At 46.1% G+C, this 23,491-nt stretch carries 16 protein-coding genes; 12 read left to right on the top strand and 4 right to left on the bottom strand.

All coding sequences use genetic code 11. The annotated features are described in order from the left end of the window. Nucleotides 1–33 precede the first annotated feature (33 nt). The 6 genes from MWG26_RS21795 (at nucleotide 34) to MWG26_RS21770 (ending at nucleotide 5,719) form a co-directional block, all read left to right on the top strand. A complete protein-coding gene (locus MWG26_RS21795) occupies nucleotides 34–798 on the top strand; it encodes a TatD family hydrolase (RefSeq protein WP_025653749.1) in 765 nt (254 codons plus the stop codon). A gap of 173 nt (nucleotides 799–971) precedes the next feature. Next, nucleotides 972–1,781: an alpha/beta fold hydrolase gene (locus MWG26_RS21790; RefSeq protein ID WP_025653748.1), complete on the top strand. Its 810-nt coding sequence runs from the start codon at nucleotides 972–974 to the stop codon at nucleotides 1,779–1,781. Nucleotides 1,782–1,930: 149 nt separating this feature from the next. Beyond that, the gene (rsmA, locus tag MWG26_RS21785) at nucleotides 1,931–2,833 is read left to right on the top strand and encodes a 16S rRNA (adenine(1518)-N(6)/adenine(1519)-N(6))-dimethyltransferase RsmA (RefSeq protein WP_025653747.1); all 903 of its coding nucleotides are present in this window, start codon (nucleotides 1,931–1,933) and stop codon (nucleotides 2,831–2,833) included. Nucleotides 2,834–3,133: 300 nt separating this feature from the next. Beyond that, nucleotides 3,134–4,504 (top strand): citrate/2-methylcitrate synthase, encoded by a 1,371-nt coding sequence (locus MWG26_RS21780; RefSeq protein ID WP_025653746.1) that lies wholly within the window; start codon nucleotides 3,134–3,136, stop codon nucleotides 4,502–4,504. Nucleotides 4,505–4,512: 8 nt separating this feature from the next. Continuing rightward, the gene (locus MWG26_RS21775; RefSeq protein ID WP_025653745.1) at nucleotides 4,513–5,439 is read left to right on the top strand and encodes an alpha/beta fold hydrolase; all 927 of its coding nucleotides are present in this window, start codon (nucleotides 4,513–4,515) and stop codon (nucleotides 5,437–5,439) included. A 133-nt stretch (nucleotides 5,440–5,572) separates the two neighbouring features. Continuing rightward, a complete protein-coding gene (locus tag MWG26_RS21770; RefSeq protein WP_173005538.1) occupies nucleotides 5,573–5,719 on the top strand; it encodes a hypothetical protein in 147 nt (48 codons plus the stop codon). Nucleotides 5,720–6,483: 764 nt separating this feature from the next. On the opposite strand, the gene MWG26_RS21765 is transcribed toward MWG26_RS21770, so the two are convergent. Both MWG26_RS21765 and MWG26_RS21760 read right to left on the bottom strand, forming a co-directional pair. Further along, entirely contained in the window at nucleotides 6,484–8,016 is a 1,533-nt protein-coding gene (locus MWG26_RS21765) for a response regulator transcription factor (protein WP_117440561.1), read from the bottom strand. After that, on the bottom strand, nucleotides 8,003–9,817 hold the full coding sequence (locus MWG26_RS21760; protein ID WP_117440562.1) for a sensor histidine kinase: 1,815 nt from the start codon (nucleotides 9,815–9,817) through the stop codon (nucleotides 8,003–8,005). The genes MWG26_RS21765 and MWG26_RS21760 overlap by 14 nt, the downstream gene beginning before the upstream one ends. A gap of 212 nt (nucleotides 9,818–10,029) precedes the next feature. Here MWG26_RS21760 and MWG26_RS21755 point away from each other — a divergent pair, with 212 nt between their 5' ends. The 5 genes from MWG26_RS21755 to MWG26_RS21735 all read left to right on the top strand — a co-directional run bounded on the left by MWG26_RS21755 (nucleotide 10,030) and on the right by MWG26_RS21735 (nucleotide 18,479). Further along, the gene (locus tag MWG26_RS21755; RefSeq protein WP_162149245.1) at nucleotides 10,030–11,343 is read left to right on the top strand and encodes an ABC transporter substrate-binding protein; all 1,314 of its coding nucleotides are present in this window, start codon (nucleotides 10,030–10,032) and stop codon (nucleotides 11,341–11,343) included. Between the two features lie 113 nt (nucleotides 11,344–11,456). Beyond that, entirely contained in the window at nucleotides 11,457–12,323 is an 867-nt protein-coding gene (locus MWG26_RS21750; RefSeq protein WP_025653740.1) for a carbohydrate ABC transporter permease, read from the top strand. Nucleotide 12,324: 1 nt separating this feature from the next. Further along, nucleotides 12,325–13,149: a carbohydrate ABC transporter permease gene (locus MWG26_RS21745; RefSeq protein WP_025653739.1), complete on the top strand. Its 825-nt coding sequence runs from the start codon at nucleotides 12,325–12,327 to the stop codon at nucleotides 13,147–13,149. A 46-nt stretch (nucleotides 13,150–13,195) separates the two neighbouring features. After that, nucleotides 13,196–14,434 carry a Gfo/Idh/MocA family protein gene (locus tag MWG26_RS21740; RefSeq protein ID WP_044925920.1) on the top strand — a complete coding sequence of 413 codons (1,239 nt, stop codon included), beginning with the start codon at nucleotides 13,196–13,198 and terminating at the stop codon, nucleotides 14,432–14,434. A gap of 52 nt (nucleotides 14,435–14,486) precedes the next feature. After that, nucleotides 14,487–18,479, top strand: a complete 3,993-nt coding sequence (locus tag MWG26_RS21735; RefSeq protein WP_025653738.1) for a LamG-like jellyroll fold domain-containing protein — start codon at nucleotides 14,487–14,489, stop codon at nucleotides 18,477–18,479. A 151-nt stretch (nucleotides 18,480–18,630) separates the two neighbouring features. On the opposite strand, the gene MWG26_RS21730 is transcribed toward MWG26_RS21735, so the two are convergent. Then, nucleotides 18,631–20,154, bottom strand: a complete 1,524-nt coding sequence (locus MWG26_RS21730; RefSeq protein WP_025653737.1) for a response regulator — start codon at nucleotides 20,152–20,154, stop codon at nucleotides 18,631–18,633. Then, nucleotides 20,144–21,907, bottom strand: coding sequence for a cache domain-containing sensor histidine kinase (locus MWG26_RS21725; protein ID WP_181969551.1), 1,764 nt, complete (start codon nucleotides 21,905–21,907; stop codon nucleotides 20,144–20,146). The genes MWG26_RS21730 and MWG26_RS21725 overlap by 11 nt, the downstream gene beginning before the upstream one ends. Before the next feature lie 230 nt (nucleotides 21,908–22,137). On the opposite strand from MWG26_RS21725, the gene MWG26_RS21720 reads away from it, so the two are divergent. Then, nucleotides 22,138–23,484 (top strand): ABC transporter substrate-binding protein, encoded by a 1,347-nt coding sequence (locus MWG26_RS21720; protein WP_025653735.1) that lies wholly within the window; start codon nucleotides 22,138–22,140, stop codon nucleotides 23,482–23,484. Nucleotides 23,485–23,491: the final 7 nt, after the last annotated feature.

Raw genomic sequence — 23,491 nt, 5'->3', positions numbered from 1 at the left:
TTTATATGATATTGTATACCAGGGAGGTCACTTATGATATTTGATACACATGCACATTATGATGATGAACAGTTTGATGAGGACAGGGATTCCCTTTTATGTTCCATGCAGGAGGGCGGCGTTGGGACTATTGTTAATGCAGGTTCCGATGTGGCATCCTGGGAGGATGTCAGGGCACTGACTGCAAGATATCCTTTCATATACGGGGCAGCAGGAGTGCACCCCGATGATGTGGGGGAACTGAATGAAGAAAATTTTAGGAGGCTCCGGGCGGTTCTCCAGGAAGAAAAGATGGTTGCGGTAGGAGAGATTGGGCTGGACTATTACTGGGACAATGAGAGTCATGAGGTTCAGAAGAAATGGTTTATCCGCCAGCTGGAGCTGGCCCGGGAGCTGGAAATGCCGGTCATTATCCATAGCCGGGAAGCGGCTGCGGATACGCTTCAGATTATGAAGGAACATGCCCTGGGACTTGAGGGCGTGATTCACTGTTTCTCTTATTCAGCTGAGATGGCAAGGGAATACGTGAAGATGGGGTTCTATATTGGCGTGGGGGGCGTTGTCACGTTTAAGAATTCCAGAAAACTGAAGGAAGTGGTGGAGGAGACTCCGCTGGAATACCTGCTGCTTGAGACGGATTGTCCGTATCTTGCGCCGGTTCCGAACAGGGGCAAACGAAACTCTTCTTTAAACCTGGTCTATGTAGCAGAGCAGATCGCAGTACTGAAGCAGTTATCTTATGACGAGGTGGTAGAACAGACAGAAAAAAATGCCAGAAGGCTTTACAACTTACTATAGATGGTATTGTCATACATGGAACTCAGGAAGATGCCTGAGAAGGCATAGAACTTAGCCGGCCGCCTGGTCCGGCCGCCGAAAGAATCGTTAGATTTTAACGGGCGTGAAGCCGTAAGCAGTTTTTTATCTTTCTGCATATAGTGTAGAGAAATAAACTGGAGATGTGTGACTTTATGTTTTATGTTAATTCTACGGATGGAGTAAAGATAGCGGTATATGATTATAACTGTGGCGGGACAGAGACTGTACTTTTGGTTCATGGCTGGCCTCTGTCCCATAAAATTTATGAGTATCAGATTCCGATTCTGGTTCGCATGGGATACCGGGTTGTGGCTTTGGATCTGAGAGGTTTTGGGATGTCTGATGTTCCAGGGTGCGGCTATAGTTATGACCAGATGGCGGCAGATATTCACAAGGTGGTGAAAAGGCTGCGGTTGTGGTCATTTACCTTAGTGGGATTCTCCATGGGAGGGGCGATCAGCCTGAGATATATGCGCCTGTTCCGCGGATATGGGGTAAAGAAGCTGCTTCTGCTGGCTGCCGCGGCTCCATGTTGGACACAGCGTCCCGGATTTCCTTATGGGCTGACAAGAGAAGCGGTTGATGAGATCATCTGTCAGATTGAGACGGACCGGGCACAGTATGCAGAGGAATTCAGCCAACAGTTGTTTGCCAGCCCGCACAGCGCATGTATTATCGACTGGTTCCGGCAGATAGCGATGTCGGCTTCAGCTATCGGCACGATTGAATGTGCGCTGTCTCTGCGGGATGAGGACGGCAGGGATGATCTCTGTTACGTGCATGTGCCTACGGTGGTCATTCATGGCGAAAAAGATGTGGTAGTGTCCAATGACCTTGCAGAAATTCAGCATGAGTGCATCAGCGGCAGCAGTCTGTATACACTGAAAGAAAGCGGCCACGGCATCATGTATGATGAACTGGAGAAGTTCAATGATATTTTCCTGCATGCAGTTGAATGCTGAGAGGATGAACAGTAACGGTTCAGGCAGCCCGGGACGGTTACGCTGCTTATGCTGCAGGAAGAGAAAGTTTTTGATAATCGTTGCCGGGCATGGGAAAGTATATTATACTGTTTAGAGAAAAGTTCAACAACATGAACGAGGAGGAGCTTATGAAGGAGCCGACACTAGGCAGCCCGCAGAATACAATCGCTGTTTTACAAAAATATAACTTTGCTTTTCAGAAGAAGTTCGGACAGAATTTTTTGATAGATACTCATGTGCTGGATAAGATTATCCGCTCGGCAGAGATCACGCCGGAAGATATGGTGCTGGAGATCGGTCCGGGAATCGGAACCATGACGCAGTATCTTGCGTGTGCGGCAGGAAAAGTGATTGCGGTGGAGATTGATAGGGCGCTGATCCCTATCCTGGAGGACACCCTCGATGGTTTTGATAATGTAACCGTGCTCAATGAGGATATACTGAAGGTGGATATTGCAGAGCTGGCAGAGCGTGAGAACGGGGGACGCCCTATTAAGGTGGTTGCAAATCTTCCGTACTACATTACAACACCAATCATTATGGGGTTATTTGAGAAGCATGTGCCTGTAAAGAGCATTACAGTCATGGTGCAGAAGGAAGTGGCCGAGCGTATGCAGGTAGGACCGGGGACAAAGGACTACGGCGCCCTGTCGCTGGCAGTGCAGTATTATGCAAAGCCTTATATAGTGGCAAATGTACCGCCGAACTGTTTTATGCCGAGACCAAAGGTAGGCTCCGCCGTGATCCGGCTGGAGCGGTACGAGGAGCCGCCGGTGCTGGTGGATGATGAAAAGCTGCTGTTTCGGATTATCCGTGCATCGTTTAACCAGAGGAGAAAAACGCTTGCAAACGGCATGAAAAATTCTCCTGAGCTGGATTATACAAAGGAACAGATCGAAGCGGCGATAGAAAGCCTCGGAAAAGGGGCCGGAGTGCGGGGAGAAGCGCTGAACCTGGAAGAATTCGCGGCGCTTACAAATTCGCTGATTAGGGAAAGTAATTCGAATGCTGCGGATCAGGGAGGCAAATGACGGTGAGACCGGCATCCGGCAGGGCAGTGCCTGCCGGTGCCGGTCTCACATTTTGAGCTGCGGCTTCATCTGTTTGGTACGAAAAAGCATATAGATAGATCCCCGGAAGGCTGCTGCCATATGATCCCGTCCGGCAACAGGGCCAAAATCCAACAGGACAGGTAGGTCTGTATAACACTCTTTTTAGGCAGTTCATAAATATTTAATAGACATTTCATTGTATAAAACCCACTTTTTTAGTATAATAGAGGGATCAGACAAGTGAATATTTAAGAGGAAGGGAGAGGTTTTATGGCAAGAATACCTAAAGACATTGATAATATCTTTTTTGAAAACACCCCGAAGATTGAAGAGTTAGCCCGGATTTGCGAGGACAACAATGCAATCGAGAAAGAACTTTACACACAGTACGAGGTGAAAAGAGGCCTCCGTGATGTAAATGGTAAAGGGGTACTGGCAGGCTTAACGAATATCTCCGATGTTTGCGCTACTAAGATCGTGGACGGAAAGGAAGTCCCTTGTGCAGGCAACCTCTATTACCGTGGTTACAACATCAAAGACCTTGTAAGAGGCTTTTTGGAAGCAAAGCATTCTGGATTTGAAGAGACTGCCTACCTGCTGTTATTTGGAAGTCTGCCGACAGAGGCGCAGCTGGATGATTTTCAGGCAATGATCGCGGAGAGAAGAATGCTTCCTCCGAATTTTGTAAGGGACGTTATTATGAAGGCGCCAAGCAAGGACATGATGAACATGATTTCCCGGTGCATACTGAACTTGTATACGTACGATAAGAAAGCGGACGATACATCCATACCGAATGTACTCCGCCAGTGCCTGAATCTGATCAGCCAGTTCCCGATGTTAATGGTTTACGGTTACCATGCATATAATTACAGAAGAGGCGAAGATCTTTATATCTATGCACCGTATCCGGAACTCTCAACAGCGGAGAACATTCTGATGATGCTGCGTGAGGACAGAAAGTACACCGAGCTGGAGGCAAAGATACTCGATATGGCCCTTGTGCTTCATATGGATCACGGCGGTGGTAATAACTCAACATTTACAACACATGTTGTTACATCTTCCGGAACAGATACTTACTCTACGATTGCTGCGGCGATGGCTTCTCTGAAAGGTCCGAAGCATGGCGGTGCGAACGTAAAGGTTACGCAGATGTTTGATGATATGAAACAGAATCTGACAGACTGGAACGATGATGATCAGATCCGCCAGTACCTGACCGACCTTCTGGACAAGAAAGCATTTGACAAAAAGGGTCTGATCTATGGAATGGGTCATGCGATTTACTCTATTTCTGACCCAAGAGCAGACATTTTCAAGAAGTTTGTTAAGCAGTTGGCTACTGAAAAGGGCTATGATGCAGAGTACGCTCTTTATGAGAAGGTAGAACATATGGCGCCTGAGATTATCAGTGAGAAGCGTAAGATGTATAAGGGTGTTAATGCCAATGTTGACTTTTACAGCGGACTTGTTTACAGTATGCTGGATCTTCCGGCTGCACTGTATACTCCGATCTTTGCAGCAGCGCGTATCGTCGGCTGGAGTGCGCACAGACTGGAAGAGCTTAAGAACGTGGATAAGATTATCCGACCGGCGTATAAACCACTCGCGCCTCACCGTGATTACATAAAATTAGAGGACAGGTAGAGGATAAGATGAAAGATGAATTTTACTTCCCATCAAAAGATGGTAATACAGAGATCCATACAATTGAATGGAAGCCGGAAGGCGAAGTAAAAGCAGTTCTGCAGCTCAGCCATGGGATGGTTGAGTATATTAACCGTTATGATGAGTTTGCGGACTTCCTGTGCAGCAAGGGCTATTACGTGGTGGGCAATGATCATCTTGGCCATGGAAAGTCCATACAGGGAAAAACAGAATATGGCTATTTCAACGAGAAGTACGGCAATGCCTGCGTGCTGGGGGACATGCATACGCTGCGTCAGAAGACTGCAGCGAAGTACCCCGGGGTTCCGTATTTCCTGCTGGGGCACAGTATGGGATCAACCCTTGTGCGCCAGTACATCCAAATGTATGGTAACGGCCTGACGGGTGTGATTATCATTGGAGTGGTCGCGGATAAGAAACGGGTCACGTTGAAGTCTGCCAAGAGGCTCTGTCGTATTATAGCTGCTTTCAAGGGATGGCATTACCGCAGTAAACTGATTGACAATCTGGCGATCGGAGGATACAACAAGGGCTATAAGCCGCCGAGAACCAGGGCAGACTGGGTAACAAGCGATACGAAGATGGTGGATGCATATGTGGCGGACCCTCTCTGCTCCTTTGTATTTACCGTAAATGCTTATTATCACATGTTCTGCGGTATGTTGAAGATGCAGAAGAAAGAAAGTATCTACATGATTCCAAAGACGCTTCCCATGATGATAGCCGCAGGATCAGAAGATCCGGTCGGAGATTTCGGCAAGGGCGTCAGAAAGATTTATGAGAGGTACAAGGCAGCAGGAATAAAGGATGTCACACTGCGCTTATATGCCGGAGACAGGCATGAACTGCTTAATGAGACTGACAGGGATCAGGTGTATGAAGATCTGTACGAGTGGCTGGAAAGTAAAATATAATTTTTCATTTATTAGATATAATTAAAGTGCATTTCAGAAGAGTCGGAAATCTTACCGGCTCTTTTTTTACGGCAAATGCAATAAGTGTGTATATGACTGTGTCTAGTGAACATACTAACTGTGAGGTGACGACATGGATAAGAAGAAACAGGAAGAAATCAATGGGCAGAAGAACAGAAATGAGTTCAACAGCGTTACGGAAAAGAAGAAACCGGAGAATCAAAACCAGGAACACAATGCCCGTAAAGAGGCCTTCGACGTGAAGATGAGACAGGTATAGGCAGGGCCGGAGAAAAGGAAAAGCAGAAGGCCCGGACAGTATCGGCTGTCCGGGCCTCTGGTTGTTTTTATAGTTATCTAAAGGAATGAGAGTAAAGTGCGACATCCTGGGTTGCCCCAAGATGTCTTTACTTTATGAGGGGGGAGATAGTTGTTTATCAACTATCTGACTTTAGTATAAAAGAAAAATGTGTCCAAAGTATGTAATAAATATTAAAGAAATCGAAAAAATATTATGAAATTCTTAAATGAGTCGGGATATAGCGACGAGTTTTCGCCTTGGCGCGGATGGAGGGCTTGCCGCTTACAGTCCGCTTGGCTGGTTCATCCGGTCGGCGGTAAAGAACTTGTTCCCAAGTTGGGAGCCCGAAACGGGGGCGGCGGATAGGATTGGCTATGCGTACCTTGCTTAAAGGGATAGGAGCATAAAACTAATACATTAAGAACAGCGAAAACCCCTGCAGTATCGGCTGCAGGGGTTTCGTTGTTTTTATAGTTATCTAAAGGAATGAGAGTAAAGTGTGACGTCCTGGGCTTCCCCGGACGTCGATACTTTATGAGGGGGGAGATAGTTGTTTATCAACTATCTAAATACAAGTATAAGGGGTAAATGTGCATAAAGTATGTCGATTCTATAAAAGAAGTGGAAAAAATATTATAGAATTCTAAAAACTATATTACCAAAAAATACAAGTGCCTCCCGGCGTATTTACGACTGGAGGCACCAGCATAACTCAAAGTAAAAATTACATACCCCTTCATCTGTTACTCAGCCTGGCTTTCCAGCCATGCGGAAGGTGTCATTCCTGTTTCGTTTTTAAAGATCCGGCTGAAATACCGCGAGTCTTCGTATCCTACGGATTGGGCGACGGATTTGATATTGATATCCGGGTTTTTCAGCAGGATTTCTTTTGCGCGGGACATTCTTAAAACGGTCTGATACTGAATCGGAGAAGTCCCATACTCCTTTTTAAAAAGCCTGTTGATATATGATGCTGTATATCCGAAGCACTCTGACAGGTCGGTCATGGATACCTGCTGACTGTAGTTCTTTTCCATATACTCCGCTATCCGTGCGCAAAGCGTGCTTCCAGTGTAATGAGAGGAGGCATTTTTCCAAAGTGATTTGAGAGATTCTGTGAGGCTGGAAATACATTCCTCTGGTGTTTTCATAGTGGGTATCCGGCTGCAAAATTCTGCTTCTGCAATGGTACATTCCTGCGTACTGATTTGAAAACTATTGTGCATTGCTTGATAGACCAGACGGATACACGGATGAAATACAGCGGAGGGGGACTGCAGGATATCCGGAAGCACACGGCCGATGTATTGCAGAAAGGCGGTTTCGTTGTTGAGTGTAAACAGGATCTGCATATCCCTGAGAACGGTTTCGGACTGCCCGCTTTGTATATCTTCTGTACTTTCCGCTATTTTGGCTTCCTGCACAAAAGGCCGTGCCAGCCGCTGGGTAAGCGAGCGCAGATGGCGGCCGGTTTTCCAGAGATCCTGATAAGGGATCAAATCCGGGCTGGAGAGGACAAAAAACGGTAAATCATGGAAACAGGCTGTGAGATATTTTTTCAACAGGATACAAAAGTAGTATGCGGAAAAATGGGCTGTGTCCATATGCAGGATGAGGAATTTCTGTGTCGGCAGATGCTCATCGATCAGCCAGAGATGCTCGATTTCCCTGGCGTTCTCAAAACATCTGGCAAAATCGGTTTTCTGCCAGAGTAAACCGGTATCCTCTGCACAGAAGATAGGCGCCCCCTCTATGGACGGAGGCAGATTCCCAAGGGTTATGTGAAATAGAAGAAATCCACCTTCACTGAACATATAGGGGATGTCGGAATCAATAGAATTGTTAAGGGCAAGGGAAAGAATTTCCCGACCATCCATTCTGCGCTCTTCGTCAATCCGTGCACATAGCCCGCGCAGAAGGCCGCAAAGCGTCTCCTGCTCCACTGGCTTTAGCAGGTAATCTTCAACACCGTAGCGGAGTGCCGTGCGCGCATATTCGAAATTGCTATAGCCGCTTAAGATGATGATATGGACGCTGGGAAAGGCCTCTTTTACCTGACGGATCAGTTCGAGCCCGCTAAGTCCAGGCATTTCGATATCTGTGATCAGTATATCCACGTGGGTATGGCCTAGAATTTCCAGTGCATCCATTCCGGAGGCCGCCTTTCCTGCAATCCGGATGTCCGGGGAGGCGCCCTGCACCTTTTTGATGATGTTATTTAAAATAATTGGCTCATCTTCTGCGACCAGTACAGAGAATGTATTATTTTGTTTCATCTAGATTTCCTCCTATGGTTATAGATACGCCTCCGTATATGGAATCGGGAGGTGCCTTATTTTCCAGCTGAAAGGTGAACTGACTGTTGTAATAAAGTCTTAGGCGGAGATAAATATTAACCAGCCCCATTCCATTGATGCTGAGGGCCGGATGCTGCTGCTCCGGATTCATATCAGCAATTCTGTCCCTGATAATCTTCAGAGCCTCCTCTGAAAATCCATTCCCATTATCCCGGATATTGGCATACCAGCAGTCATCTTCGTTCCAGATACGTATTGCAATCTTCAGAACCCGGTCCGGGCTGCGGGAATATTTTACACAGTTTTCTACAATGGGCTGCAGAATCAGCCGGGGTACCCGCACCATGTCAAGTGCGGTATCAATCTGATAATCGAATTCAACTCCCTTTCCGAATCTGGTAGTGATCAGGTCTGTATAATTTTGTGTATGCGTAATCTCCTGTGCCAGTGTGGTTCCGTGAGAAATATCCTCCGTTATGTAGCGCAGCATTTTTGTTAGTTTGATACACATGGCTGCCGCCTGTTCGTCATCATTGTCCTCGGCAATAATGGAAATGATGGTCAAAGTATTGTAAAGAAAATGGGAATCCATTTGTGCCTGCAGCGCCAGCATCTGAGACTGGATGGTGAGAGTTCTGGAGCTGATGACATCGTCCAGTGACCTTTTCAGCCTGCGCTGCATGCGGGAATATGACTTATTAAGTATTTCCAGTTCATTAAAGGTATCGCCGGACAGATTGTCATAGTCTTCCTCCGCGATCTGATCCAGTTCCAGGCTGGAGATCCGGTTTTTAAGTTCCGTAATCGGCGCGGTGATCCGAAGTGCCAGCCTTCTGGTAATAAACACAAGCAGGGCAAAGGTGAAAAGAAAGAATCCGATGCATATCTCAAGGTAAAACAGACGGTTCTGCAAAATATAGGATGCCGGGGTAATAAGCATGACCGTACACATTGTTTCGGAAGAGTAATGTGAGGTTACGATTTCCGTTTCAGAAAACAAGGAAGAGCGGAACATGGTCTTGTTGTCCGTATCCAGGGAGGTATAATAATCCAGTCTCTCCTGCGGTATGTCGGAGGGATAGACGGGATTATTGTTATTGTCAAATATTAAAACCTGCTCACCGCCATTTTCTAAGGCATACAGGTTGTCATTGATCAATTTTTCCAGAGACGCTTCCTTTACCTGGATCTCAATTATCCCGGCTTTTTTGGATAAGGGATATCGGCTGAATGCCCGGCAGACGCTGATGATAGGAACATCCTTGACGGGGGCGTACAGGCATCCTTTGTTGGGCGGAATGATAATTTTTGCGCCGTCCAGTTCCAGTGTTGGCTCTATAATATTCTCCTGCACGTTTCTGGTGATGGTATAAGGTTTATAGTAATATTCTTCACCAAAAGTATGGATTGTCGATTCATTCAGGTTCACAATGTTCAGCTGGTAGAACTCATAATTATACCCTGTGATGGCATATAGGTTTTTGCGGAATTCCCAGTCGCTGACGACATTGTGCTGCTTTGCCTCTTCGAATATATACTTCATGATTTCTTCGGATTCCAGGATCCGGATCTCTAGATTGTTAAATTTGCTGCCCTGTGTATCGATCTGGTTAGAGATGGTCTTAGCGAGCTGCCTCGAAATCCGTGTGTGGTTCTGAAGAAAATTATGATAGGCCGTAAAATAATAGATAATAGAAAGCAAAATGATCAGGAAAAAGAAAACAATACTATAGGAGAACGTGATTTTTCTCATGAGTGAGTTTTGATGTAATTTCTTCATTCAGCATCCTCCTTACATTTCGTCGGCTTCCTGTATATTTAATATAATCACAGAAAAACAGAAGTGTAAAGTAAAAAATTGAAAATACAAACTGTTCACAGATGTCCACATAGAAGTTCAGATTTGTGCATTTTTGGAAAATGAAATAAAAGCTATAATAAGCCCAGAAAACAAAAAACGGTTTGAGAACCAGAGGAGAAATGGAGGAAGAAATGAAGAAAAGAAGAGTGGCAATTATTGCCTGCATGTTATGCGCAACGATGGCGGCCGGGCTTATGGCAGGCTGCGGAGGAAAGGAAAAAGAAGCAGATGGCGGATCAGGGGATGAAAAAGAAAAAGTAACCCTGACCCTGGCGGCATCCCAGAACTGGATTGTAGACGTAGACAGGGAGCTGGCGGAAAAGTTTGAGGAAGAGACGGGGATCGCGATCGACTTCCAGCTGAGCCCGGACGACCAGTACCAGACCATTGTAAAATCAAAACTGAACACAGGTGAAGGCCCCGATATCTTTATGTCCTATTCGGGTACTAAGTTAAGAGATTATAATCCGGAAAAGAACATGGTTGACCTCTCTGATGAGGAATGGGCTGCAAACCTAGAACAGTGGGCCATCGACGGAAATTCAATCAACGGCAAGCTGTACGCTCAGAACACAGCCGGCGTAGATGCAACAAATGCAATTCTTTATAAGCCGGCAGTATTTGAAAAACTGGGAATTAAAGTTCCTACAAATTATGCTGAATTCCAGGAGGCATGCAAGAAACTTGAGGAAGGCGGAATTACCCCGATCTATGAATTTGTTAAGGATTTATGGCATACACACTACTGGATGGAAGGCGCCAGCGCATTGGCGGTTCAGAACGATCCAGATCTCTATGAGAAGCTCAACACGAATGAAATCGGATTTGCTGATGTACCGGAATTTAAGGAGGCTATGAAGCAGCTCCAGGAAATTGAGGCTGCCGGTTATTTCGGTGAAAACCATATGTCCAATATTTATGACAATTCTTATGCGGCGATGAATAATGAAGAGTACGGCATGATTATCAACAGCGGCGCTTATCCGAATGAAATGAAGAACAATCTGGATGAGGCTGAGCCGGATGAGTGGAGCGCATTTCCGAGCCCTCTGGTGGACAACCAGTATGTAACCCTGACGGCAGGCGGAACCACCAAATGCATCAATGCAAACAGCAAACATGTGGAAGAGGCAAAAGAGTACTTCAGCTTCCTTGCAGAGGAAGAAAATCTGCAGAAACTTTATGATGAAAAGATTCAGTATGTGTCTTCTTCTGTGCAGGGGATTGAAGCAAGCCCGACAAAGGCATTTGAAGACTTAAAGGCTGCTGAGGCCGGGGAAGCACAGGGAGCAGAGGCGAGTGTGCTGTTCTATGACGGAAGCAAGATCAGTGAACTCTGCCAGGAGATGTTTGTCGGAAACTTGACGCCGGAGCAGGTGCTGGAAGAGTTTGACACACACAGAAGAGCGCTTGCTAAAGATGCGGGACAGGAAGGCTTTAAATAATAGGCAGAATGAAAAAATAGCAACAGTTCAGACAAGACAGGACTGTTATAAAAAATGAGCATAGTTCCGGTTTTTGGGTACTATGCTCAAAAAATGAAAGGAAGGAGGCAGTCATGAATCATAAAAAGATTTATCCCTCATATTTTCTCGTGATTCCATTAGTTTTATATGTGGGATTATTCATTATCCCGAGTGCCATGGGACTGGTACTTTCCTTTACGGACTGGAATGCAATGAATGACGAAATTCATTTTATCGGGCTGTCGCATTTTAAAGATATTTTTACTGACCAGAGATACATTAAAGTGATTATTAATACATTGATTTTTGCGGCGGTAACGACAGTATTTAAGAATCTGATTGGATTTACTATGGCACTCGCATTAAATAAAGGGTTTAAGACACGCAACTTTTTGCGGACAATCTTCTTTTTTCCAGTCATGCTCTGCCCGTTAATTATCGGGCTGGTATTCAAGTCTATTTACAATTCCCAGTATGGGGTCATTAATGAAGCGCTCCGCGCAATTGGGCTGGACGCGCTTGCGAAAGACTGGCTGGGGAGCACGGCAACGGCATTAATTGCGGTAATGGCCGTGGAAGTATGGCGCCTGGTGGGGCAGAATATGGTGATCTATATTGCAGGGCTGCAGGCGATTTCAGAGGATTATCTGGAGGCGGCAGACATCGATGGGGCCAGCAGATGGCAGAAACTGCGTTATGTAATTATTCCGGAAATGATTCCATCGATTACCATCAATTTGGTGCTGAACCTGATCGCGGGCCTGAAGGTGTTCGATCTTGTATTTGTGCTTACAAACGGAGGCCCGGCGAGGGCAACGGAAGTGCTGAATACGCTGGTATACAAAGAATACAGTTCGGGCCGGTATGGATTCTCCACCGCACTGGGGCTTATTATGTTTGTATTTACCTGTATTGTGGCGTTCTCAGTATTAAAGGCTATGACAAGGGAGGAGGAGTAAGATGGTCAGAAAAAAGAAAATACTGTCTTTTATCAAAGCATTGATATTATGGCTGCTCTCAATCCTGGTATTTATTCCTCTTCTCATTATCCTGCTGAACTCTCTGAAAACGCAGGGGGAATCCGTTGCAATGGAATTTTCCATGCCGACCCAGTGGGTGCTGGGGAATTATCAGGAGGTTATGGAAACAGTAGATATCTTTCAGGCGTTTTCCAACAGCATGCTGATATCGGTGTTTACGGTATTGATTGCGACGACAGGGGCTGCGCTGGCCTCCTATGTAATGGCAAGAAGAAAAACGAAGTTACATAACAAAATATATCTGTTCTTTCTGGTAGGCCTTGTGGCGCCGCTGAATATGGTTCCGGCCGTGCTGGTGCTGCAGAAAATCCACCTGACCAATTCCCTGGTGGGGCTGGTGCTGCTGTATTCAGCGCTGGTAACGCCGTTTACTGTGTTTTTATATTACGGATTTATCGGATCGATTCCAAGAGAAATTGACGAAGCTGCGATCATTGACGGGTGCGGCCCGCTGACCTTGTTTGGAAAGGTGATATTTCCGCTGTTGAAGCCGGTTACGGTAACGGTGATTATTTTAAATTTTATGAGTTCATGGAATGATTTTGTGACCCCGTTTTATGTAATCAATGAATCCAGGAAAATGCCGCTGACTACGATGGTATACAGCTTCTTTGGACTGTATCAGAGAAGCTGGAACCTGGTATGTGTCATCATGGTGATGATAATCGTTCCGAGCATTGTCGTGTATGCATTGGGGCAGAGATACATTATTGCGGGTATGACGGCTGGGGCTGTCAAAGGATAGTGCAAACAAAGGGGTCAGACCCCTTTGCGAAGAAGGGAGAAACAACATGAAACAGTTGAAATTAGGACTGATAGGAGCAGGGGAAAGGGGGGCAAACTGCTATGCTCCCTATGCCTTGAAATATCCGGCGGAAGTAAAATTCGTCTGTGTTGCGGAACCATTAAAGGAGCGCAGAGATGTGTTTGCGGATGCGCATGGAATTGGGGAAGCAGGAAGATATTCCGACTGGCATGAGATGCTGGAACATAGCCGGGAACTGGACGGAGTGATTATTGCAACACAGGACAGGCAGCACTATGACCCTGCCATGGCAGCCATTGAAAAGGGATTAAATCTGCTGCTGGAGAAACCGATGGCAGAAACGGCGGAAAAGACAAAAGAGATTGTGGATGCAGCCGGGGAGAAAGGCGTTTTGCTGATGGTATGCCATGTTCTGCGGCATACGCCGTTCTTTCGGGCTGTAAAAGAGGTGATTAAGGAGGGGAAGATTGGGAAAATCCAGTCCATCCATCATATCGAAAATATTGGATTCTGGCATTATGCCCACAGCTATGTGCGCGGGAACTGGCGCAACAGCGATGAGACGACGCCTATGATCGTCGCAAAATGCAGCCATGATACGGATATTATGAACTATCTTCTAGACGGGAAAAAGTGCACCAAGATCTCTTCCTTTGGATCTTTATCCTGGTTTAGGCCGGAGAACGCTCCAAAAGGGGCTGCAAAACGCTGTGAGGACTGCATCTATAATAAGAGCTGCATGTATTCCGCATACAAATATCTGGAAGACCGGAAACTCCGCCATAATTTCAGGGATATCATCAAACGTACGGATAACAATGATGAGTTTTTGAAATATATGCTGACCACACCGTATGCACGTTGTGTTTACTACTGCGATAATAACGTGGCAGACCATCAGGTTGTGATGATGGAATACGAGGACGGGGTTACGGCTTCATGGCAGGCGATTGCATTTACCATGGATACGGCGCGCCAGACTAAGATCATGGGCACGGCAGGAGAGATCGAAGGAAGCATCGATGAGGACCGGTTTATTATCAGGGATTTTGGTTCAGGAAATGAAACGACAGTAGAAGTACATACACCAAAAACACTGCATTCGGGCGGGGATGAGTGCATTATGGAAACATTCACAAAAGCATTGCGAAACCCGGAAGAGAAAAACCTGATGTATAGTGCCCGACTTTCCCTTCAGGGACATGTGATGGCATATGCTGCGGAGGAATCCAGGATGAAAGGAGGGAAGGTAATAGAACTTTGAAAATCACGAGAATGACAGGATAAAAGAAGATGAGAAAGAGAGGAAGAGTAAGGTGAAAAAGAGTTTAAAACAGTTTTCTAAGAAGGCAACGGGTTTACTGCTGGCTGTTGCCGTAACGGGAACTTCGTTTGGTCTGCCGGGGCTGACCCGGGAAGTGCGGGCCGAAGACCTGGTGCAGCCGATACTGCAGCTGGGGTTTGACGAGGAATCCGGAAATGCCGCGTTGGACAGTGCCAGCCAGACGCCTTTTGATATTGAAGGAACGGCACAGTTTGTGAAGGGGGAGATCGGGAATGCGCTGCAGTTTGACGGCAGTACGCAGATCTATGTCCCCGAGTCCTCGGCGGCGTTTGATTTTAATGTACAGCCCAATTATACATTTTCGGCATGGATTTATCCAGATTCTGTGGGGACAGGCACTTCTATGACGATTCTGAGCCGCCAGACAGAAAATTCATATCGGAATTCCTGGATTCTAGGCGAACATAACAGTAAGCTGTATTTTCAGCATGGAACCAATGACGGCGCAGGTCGCGAGAATATGTACGGATCCCTGCAGGGCGGAGAATGGCAGCATGTTGCGGTGACGGCAGACGGAGATGTCTTAAAGTTCTATATTAATGGGGAAGAAGTAGGGCAGGATACCGTGAATGGTCGTACCGGTAATCTTCAGACAGAGGGCAAGTCTCTGCTGATCGGAGATAAGGTGGCTTCACAGAGAAGGCCCTTTAAGGGAGCCATGGATGAATTGAAAATATATAATTCTACTCTGAGCTCGGAAGAGATTAAGGCACAGTACGAGTACAATATGAATCCATTTACCCTGACTGCGGAGAATGGAAAACTAGTTCTTGACTTTGAGAAGGATTTTACAGAAGAGCCGGTCATAGAAGATTTTGCTGTAACCATGCACAACTCGGTGGTAGACCCTACTCAGACGAAACCGGTGGAATTAATCAACTGTACGGTGGACGGGCTTCAGGTTACTCTGGAGTTTGATCCGGTCACAGCCGTGGGCTCTGATCAGACGATTGACATGGCGGTGACCTACAATCGAGTGACCAGGGACGGGCAGTATGTGGTAGCCAAATACGATGACCCTAACCCGCCGTCAGTCTCAAATGTTACAGTTGAAGGAACTCCGGATGTAAAAGCAGGTCTGACAGTGAATTATGATTATGAGGATACCGACGGAGAAGTGGAAAGCCGTTCAAAAATAGAATGGTGGATTTCCCCTGCAGGAGACAAGGACGGGGAATATACAAAGCTGGAAGGAATCCGGACAAAGGATATCTACTTAATCAGCTATTATACGGACAGATATCTAAAGGCAATGGTTACGCCGGTCAATGAAAAGTATGCGGAAGGTGAGCCTGTCATGTCAGAGCCTGTAGGGCCTATTGAGAATAAAGGCAATCAGGAAGTAAAATGGTTCAGAGACGGAAAATACGGAATCATGCATCATTTCCTGCACGATTATATCACTCTGGCGGCAGCAAATGAAGATGAAAAATTAAAACCTGAAGAGAATTGGGATGCTTACCTCGACAGCTTTGATGTAGATGCTTATGTAGAAGATATTCTGGAAACCGGAGCTTCCTTTGTGATCTTTACAATCGGACAGCACGATGGATTTTTCAATGCGCATAATCCGGTTTATGACAAGTATGCGCAGGTGGAAGAGGGTGAGAGAACGCCGTCCAGCACGGCCAGAGACCTGCCGATGGAGATTGCAAAGGCACTGGAACCTCATGGGATTAAGATGATGTTTTATGCGGTAGGCTGCCCTCCGTTCCGGGCACACAGAAACTTTGGACCGAACTTTGATGCTGCAACCAATCCGCATGACGGGGACTATGGAATTACAGATGCATTTGGCCAGACAAGAAATACGGACACACCGCCTACCCAGGAAACACTCAAAAAATGGCAGGAAGTCCTGGGATACTGGTCTGAACACTATGGGGAATATCTGGCCGGATGGTGGATCGACGGAATGTGGACTTCAGAAAACTCTATGCGTGGAAATACTTATGAAGTGAATCCGGATTTGACTCCGAATGCAAATGCGAACCCGAATGCAGCTTATGCTCCCACGAAGGAGTACAACTGGCACACATGGGTTGACGCACTGAAAAAGGGAAATTCAAATCGTATCCTTTCCCTGAGCCTTGGCGGAAGCGATGAGATTAACGTACCTTATGAAGATTATGTAGGCGGTGAAGCGCATCCTCCAACCAACTTTAACTCTGTCTGCCCGCGGAATCCGGCACTCTCACAAATGGACGGCTGGGCGAGCCAGGAGCTTGGCATCCAGTGGTTCTTCATGTCCAGCATGGGTGTTCCCGTACCTTTCTATGGATATTGGGGACAAAAAGGCGCAGCGGTAGATACCGAGCAGGTGACAGGATGGTTTAAGAATAATGTAGAGAAAAATGCTGTTCTTGTATCTGATTCAAGAGTGAACAGATTCGGACGCATTGATCCTGACCAGATGGAACAGTGGAAGCGCATTAAAGCGGTAGTAAAGGGCGGCGACCATCTGAAACCAATGGAAACATACAATGATCATTGGTATTTTACCAAATATTACGACCAGAATGATAACGATACTGCTGATTGGACTTATGTAAATAATGACGGAAATTACTATCACTCTGATTATACCTATACCACCAATGACGGATCCTATTTTGAGTTCGAATTCTGCGGCACAGGCGTGGAGTTCTATACAGCAAAAACAGCAGAAATGGGCGAAGTGGATATCTATATTGACGGTGAATTGTGCGATACAATTAACCTGCAGTCCGGCAATGCACAATTCCAGCAAAAAGTCTATGAAGTATCCGGACTTAACGAAGGAATTCATACAATCAAGGGCGTGAAGAAAAACGGCAGCAAGCTTGCAGTTGATTTCTTCAAGGTGCTTGGCGAGGTTGAAAGACCGGCAGAAACAGAAACATTTACAACCACATTTATAGTAGACGGAGTTGAGACAACGGTTGTTACAAACGCAGGAGAGCAGATTCAGATGCCGGCTGATCCGGTAAAAGACGGATATACTTTTAAGGGCTGGTTTACGGCCGAGACCGGCGGCGAGAAGGTGACAGACTTTACCGCAGCTCAAACTGTATATGCACAGTGGGAAGAGACAGCGGTTACGGAGCCGGTTAGCAAGAAGACGCTGGAATATTTCCTGAATAAAGCAAAAGAACATGTGGCTAATGGAGATACGGCAGATCTGATCGAAACCATTCAGAATTTATTCAGGGAAGCAATTGAAGAAGGCGATGCTGTCATGGAGAATGATGCGGCTACGAAAGAGGATGTTACAAAGGCAACAGTACAACTGATGAAGGCAATCAATGCATTGGATTTCTTGGCCGGAGACAAAACCGATCTGGAGATGGCTCTGGAACTGACTCAGTTAATTGATCTGAACAAATATGTTGAGGCCGGTCAGGCAGAATATCTTGCTGCTAAGTCCGGGGCAGAGGCAGTCATGGCCAATGGCGATGCAATGCAGGAAGATGTAGATGCTGCCTGGAGTGCTCTGGTCGAAGCGATGGACAATCTCAGACTGAAGGCAAATAAAGCTGTATTGCAGGAACTGTTGGAAAGCCTGAAAGATCTGGATTTGAATATCTATACTGAGGCATCCGTGGAAGTCTATATGACAGCTTTGGCAAAGGCAAATGGAGTAATGGAGGATGATTCGTTGTCTGTAGATGATCAGAAAACTGTGGATAATGCGGTTAAGGAGTTGAAACAGGCTAAGGCTGACCTGAAGGAAAAAGAGGGGAATAATGGAAACTCCGGTAATAATGGAAATAACGGAAATTCTGGCAGCAATGAAAATAACGGAAGCAGCGGAAATACCGGAACATCCGGAAACGGCGCAACAGCTAGCCAGGGAACCGGGAAGGTAAAATCTGCGAAGACCGGTGATACGGCAATGGTTGGAATCTGGCTCGGCGTGCTGGGCGGCAGTATGCTTCTGGGTGCAGCGGCAGTATTCCTGATGAGGAGACGTAAAAAAAGGTAATATGTATTAACAGAAAGTAAATTATTTCGGATAGTTCAGGTATTGAGAGAATTCGGAATGTATATCAATGAAAACCCCCGCAGGATTGGCTGCGGGGGTTTTGATCTGCTGTTGTTTGAGCAGGAGGCAGCTTGATTTTATTATGGCTCTCCTAATGCGAAAGGTGCATAAATTCTTTCGGTGAATGCCCGCACAATGCTTTAAACCGCTTACTAAAGTAGAAGACATCCGTATAGCCGACCATTTCTGCAACCTCGGCAACCTTATACTGCCTGGTTTTCAGCAGGTTCTTCGCCTCTGTTATGCGCAAGGTCGTGAGAAACTGCAGGATAGAAGTATGATTTACCTTTTTAAATACGCTGCCCATATAAGAAACCGTCAGGTTAAAATGCTCTGCCAGATTTGCGACGCTTAATGACGGTTCCTGGTAGTGCTCCAACAGATAATTGATGATACCCTGGCTGAGACGAATGTCCGACGGAACCGCGTCGGCGCTTTGCATATAATTCATTCCATAGCCGCTTAAGGTAGCCAGAATTTCTTCTAATTGGTATTCCTCCGCTATGATAGACTGTGCATAATCCCGCGGGAGAGGGCGGCAGTTTTTCCGGGAAGAGGACAAAATCGAGAAAACACTGCATATTTCCATTACAGCCAGATGGAGGTAATCAGAGGATTTTGTCATTACAATCGAGCCAAATAAGGTTTCCATATAATTCAGGAATCCGGCCGTGTCCCCGGCGTTGAGAAAGCGTGTCAGGGACTGCCGGATGGAATCGATGCCGACAGTGCCGTCTGAGGGGGAGGCCGTCTCATCAAAAACCTGGTTCACAGCAGAAGAAGAAAGTTCACCTGCAGCAGAGAAAAAACGATCGTCCAGCCGATTTAGTGCCTGTTTCCTGTAAGGCAGCCAGTCTGTGTCTGCCTTAAAAAGTTCTCCAAAATAATAAAAATGAGGTTGAGCAAGTGCACGGAAAAACTTTTTGCAATGATACCGGCAGAGAGGTTCTGGCACATCATCTTCCAGAAAAAGCTGGATATAAAAAATGTGGTCGCTCTCAATAAAATATTCGCACTCTATTTCCTCGTCACGCAGGGCAGAAATCAGTTCTCCCGCAGCGGGGGCACTGTCTGTGTCCACATAAAAGGCGTAGAATGCAGAGTAACGGATCTTTTCAAATTCACGGTACAGGGCCTGCATGGAATGGAACGTATCTTTTCCACGCAGAACCGCGTTGAGCCGTATGTTTTTTTCATAGTGGGAAAGGCTGTCCAGGCGGTTTTGCTCCTGCCTGCGTTCCTCTATTCTGTGGATGCAGTTTTCGAGAGTGGTGTTTAAAGTATCCGCTTCTACGGGTTTTAAAAGATAATCAAATACCTGATAGCGAAGCGTCGTCTGGGCATATTCAAAATCGCTGAACCCGGAGAGGATGATGACCTTAATTTCCGGGTGATTTTCGTGTATAAACCGTGCTACATCCAGGCCGGAAACCTTTGGCATACGGATGTCCAGAAGGACGATGTCGGCGTGATGCCCGGACAGATAATCCAAAACGCCCTGGCCATTTTCAAAATCACCAGCCAGTTCCAGTTGGAGCCCGACGTAATCAATAATCTTTAGTAGTTTTTTGCGAATATAAAATTCGTCGTCTGCAACAATAATCTTATAGCTCATGTTCTGCCCTATCCTCTCCCGGTATTATGATAATAGTTCTAAGACCACCCTGTTCCCTGTTCTGCATGGTAAGTCCATAGTTATCACCATAATACATCTGAATCCGTTTTTGTATGCTTTGGATACCAAAATGCCCTTCCCCGGAAATATTTTGAAGATTGAAAGCTTCTTCAAGTATGCCCGGGCCATTATCTTCAATCACGAATTTAATGTCGGAATGATACATCAGCACCTGCACTGTGATATGGCCAAAGCCGTCCAACTCTTTTATGCCGTGATAAATGCTGTTTTCAATGACTGGCTGCAAAAGCAGCTTCAGGCAGCGGCGAGCCCGGATCTCCCCGGGACAGTCCACAGTAAAGGAGAATTTGTCCACATAGCGGATCTGCATGATATTGACATATGCCTGTGTCAGTTCCAGCTCATCTGCGATGGAGACGATTAGATTACCGCCGCTTAAGCTGTGCCGATAGAATTCGGACAGGTTTGAGACAAGCCGGATAAGAAGCGCCGTTTCATCCAGTTCGGCCAGTGACTCAATATTGTCTAGTGTGTTATAAAGGAAATGTGGATTCACCTGCTGCTGCAGAAGATCCAGGGATAATTTGTCTTTGGTCTTCTGGGCTACAATCAGATCCTGGGTGAGCTGTTCCTGAGACAAAAGCATACTGTCAAATTCCTGGAATAAAAGATGAAAATCCACGTCTTTGGGAGCATTGTTCAGCGGACTCCAGTTTCCCTGCTTTACCTTTTGGATATGTGCTATCAGGAGATACAGCGGTTTTGTAATCGTTTCGCTGACCTTTCTGGATATCACCATGGAAAATACCAGGAACAGCAGATAAATCAGTACTGTTATCATAAGAATGCGGTACAGCGGCTGGAAAAAGGCGGAGAGTTTCACTTCATTTACAATAAACCAGTCCAAATCATGGATGTATGAGACAAAACAGATAGACCCATTTCCCGTGTAAAACTGCTTTGGAATGCTGCCCCCCTGATTCGTGATGGGAGCAAAGGTTTTATTTAACGCATAGGTGCCGTCTGTACTTACAATTTTCCCCGACCGGTCTGTGATCAGAAGTTTACTGGTTTCTGAGGTATTGGCCGAGTATAGCGCCGCGATATCCTGTTCGGAAATGGAGATCTCAATATAGCCAAGTCTTTTTCCGGTTGCAATCTCATAAAAAGGGCGCAGCAGAGACAAAGTCTGTATCTCGGTCTTCAGGTTGAAATTGGAAAACTTCTGGGTAATGGCATAAACGCTCTGCCTCTCCGTGCCGATGGCCTTGAGAGGCGCGGGATATAAAGCGGTTGCGGTTGAAGCAATACAAGTATAATCATCCGCATAAATGGTTGCGGAGTGAATATAGGGAATTGTCTGAAGAAACTTCCGCATCTCGGAGCGCAGGAGGGTCCGGTCCGCCTCCGTGTATAGTTCAAAGGGGTCTGACCCCTTTGCAGCCTTCGCGTATTTCCGCCTGGAATTTTCATACTTGATGACATTTTTTTGTATGATGGTATCACTGATCATCATTCTGGAATAATTGTCCAGAGAATCCAGATAAAAATTCAGCTGCTTGTTCACTGCGTTCAGCTGCAGGGCGGAGGATTCCGCCTGTACAGAGAAAAAATGGCCGTAAAAAATAAGGGACATGATAATAAGGAGCAGGACGGTCACGGAGGTGGTCAGGCTGCACATAGAGAGAAAAAATTTGGTTTTGAGGGGGGCCTCCCGTTTTTGAATCTTCATATATACCCCTGCTTTCTGTAGTGGTAAAATTACTATAATATGTATCTTTTTCATATGTCAAGAATATCGGACGAGGTTTATTTTTTTACCGTGGAAATGTACATGCCGCCTAGATTTTGTCCATTTTAATATGCCTGGTTTGCGGTTAGAATAACAGCATAAAGCAGCCGGGGTACATCCCGGCGGGTTAATAGTTATGACAAAACATAGGAGAGAAAAGGAGAATTATGATGGCAAGACAAAGACATGTAAAGAAGAAAGTCATATCCATGCTGCTGGCGGCAGCGCTTGGGGCGACAATGTTAGCAGGATGCACAAGCGGTAGTAAGGAAGCTGCGGATAAGGGGAAAGAAACGGAGGATAAGGTGACAATCCGTATCTTAACAAGAATTGCAGGAACCTCCAAACAGACGCAGATCTACAATGAGATACTGGACGAATTCAAGGAAGCACATCCAGAGGTTGAGATTGTGGATAACTCTCAAAGTGAGGAAAGTGCGTTTAATAATTTGATTGCTTCTGATATTGCCTCCGGCGATATGGCAAATATCTTCCGGATTCAGGGTGTTGCCAATCTGGCGGATTATATTGATAACGGCCTGATTAAGGACGTATCAGATTATCTGGAAAAAGACCAGGAATGGGGCGGAGGTTTCACAGAGGGCGCGCTGAATTACTTTAAAGTTCCGGGTCACGATGGGGTATATGCAATTCCAATGGAATCCGGTACGATTAGTTTTTACTATAATAAGGAGCTTCTGAGCAAGGCCGGGATCGATAAATTTCCAGAGACCTGGAACGAGCTGCTGGACGCTGTTGCAAAACTCAAAGAGACGGGCGTAATTCCGATTGCAATGGGCGCGCAGTCCACTTATATGGCTGGTCATCTGCATGATTCCATTTTTTACAAATGGCTGGGAACGGATGCTGCAAAAGAGCTTGGAAGCAGAGAAATGAACTGGACGGATCAGGGGGTGGTAGAGACTCTGCAGTTTGTGAAAGATCTGATCGATGCAGGTGCGTTTGACCCCAATGCGGCTGGTCTTACCGATGAGATGGCGCTCACCCAGTTCCGGGAGGGACAGGCAGCCATGGTTCTGACCGGGCTTTGGAACAGTGACAGCTTTTTGGATGAGACGCTGACCCCGGTTTCTGATCAGATTGAGACTGCAAATTTCCCGTATTTTGAGGAAAAGCCAGAGTTTAAAAATGAAAATATGCAGACAATTGGTTCCTATATGGTCAGCGGTCAGCTTGAAGGAAAAGAGCTGGATCTGACAATGGAGCTGATCCAGATGCTGACTGATAAAGATGCGGCCAAGAGATTTTCCGAGGAGGCAGGCGTTCTGATCCCGAGAAATGACATCGATCTGGATGAGTCAAAGGTTCCAAGGCTTCTGGCGGACAATATCAAACTCTGTGAGAATAATACCGGTATCGGAGTAGATGTGTTTGATTTTGACCCGATCCCTTCTATGATGGACCGGACAAGGAATTCTATTGTGAGTATGTTTATCAATGCATCGGCGGAAGATGCGGCAAAAGAAATTCAGGCAGAAGTGGATGCGGCACAATAAATGAAAG

This window comes from Faecalicatena contorta (genome assembly GCF_022835095.1).
In the GTDB taxonomy this organism is placed as follows: domain Bacteria; phylum Bacillota; class Clostridia; order Lachnospirales; family Lachnospiraceae; genus Faecalicatena; species Faecalicatena contorta.
Note: the sequence above shows the minus strand (reverse complement) of the source record. Positions and strands in the feature narration are given on the sequence as shown.

Bases quoted from the DNA above. Each gene is read 5' to 3' on its own strand.
- MWG26_RS21795 (WP_025653749.1), top strand. From the start codon at position 34: ATGATATTTGATACACATGCACATTATGATGATGAACAGTTTGATGAG.
- MWG26_RS21790 (WP_025653748.1), top strand. From the start codon at position 972: ATGTTTTATGTTAATTCTACGGATGGAGTAAAGATAGCGGTATATGAT.
- rsmA (WP_025653747.1), top strand. From the start codon at position 1,931: ATGAAGGAGCCGACACTAGGCAGCCCGCAGAATACAATCGCTGTTTTA.
- MWG26_RS21775 (WP_025653745.1), top strand. From the start codon at position 4,513: ATGAAAGATGAATTTTACTTCCCATCAAAAGATGGTAATACAGAGATC.
- MWG26_RS21770 (WP_173005538.1), top strand. From the start codon at position 5,573: ATGGATAAGAAGAAACAGGAAGAAATCAATGGGCAGAAGAACAGAAAT.
- MWG26_RS21765 (WP_117440561.1), bottom strand. From the start codon at position 8,016: ATGAAACAAAATAATACATTCTCTGTACTGGTCGCAGAAGATGAGCCA.
- MWG26_RS21760 (WP_117440562.1), bottom strand. From the start codon at position 9,817: ATGAAGAAATTACATCAAAACTCACTCATGAGAAAAATCACGTTCTCC.
- MWG26_RS21755 (WP_162149245.1), top strand. From the start codon at position 10,030: ATGAAGAAAAGAAGAGTGGCAATTATTGCCTGCATGTTATGCGCAACG.
- MWG26_RS21750 (WP_025653740.1), top strand. From the start codon at position 11,457: ATGAATCATAAAAAGATTTATCCCTCATATTTTCTCGTGATTCCATTA.
- MWG26_RS21745 (WP_025653739.1), top strand. From the start codon at position 12,325: ATGGTCAGAAAAAAGAAAATACTGTCTTTTATCAAAGCATTGATATTA.
- MWG26_RS21740 (WP_044925920.1), top strand. From the start codon at position 13,196: ATGAAACAGTTGAAATTAGGACTGATAGGAGCAGGGGAAAGGGGGGCA.
- MWG26_RS21730 (WP_025653737.1), bottom strand. From the start codon at position 20,154: ATGAGCTATAAGATTATTGTTGCAGACGACGAATTTTATATTCGCAAA.
- MWG26_RS21725 (WP_181969551.1), bottom strand. From the start codon at position 21,907: ATGAAGATTCAAAAACGGGAGGCCCCCCTCAAAACCAAATTTTTTCTC.
- MWG26_RS21720 (WP_025653735.1), top strand. From the start codon at position 22,138: ATGGCAAGACAAAGACATGTAAAGAAGAAAGTCATATCCATGCTGCTG.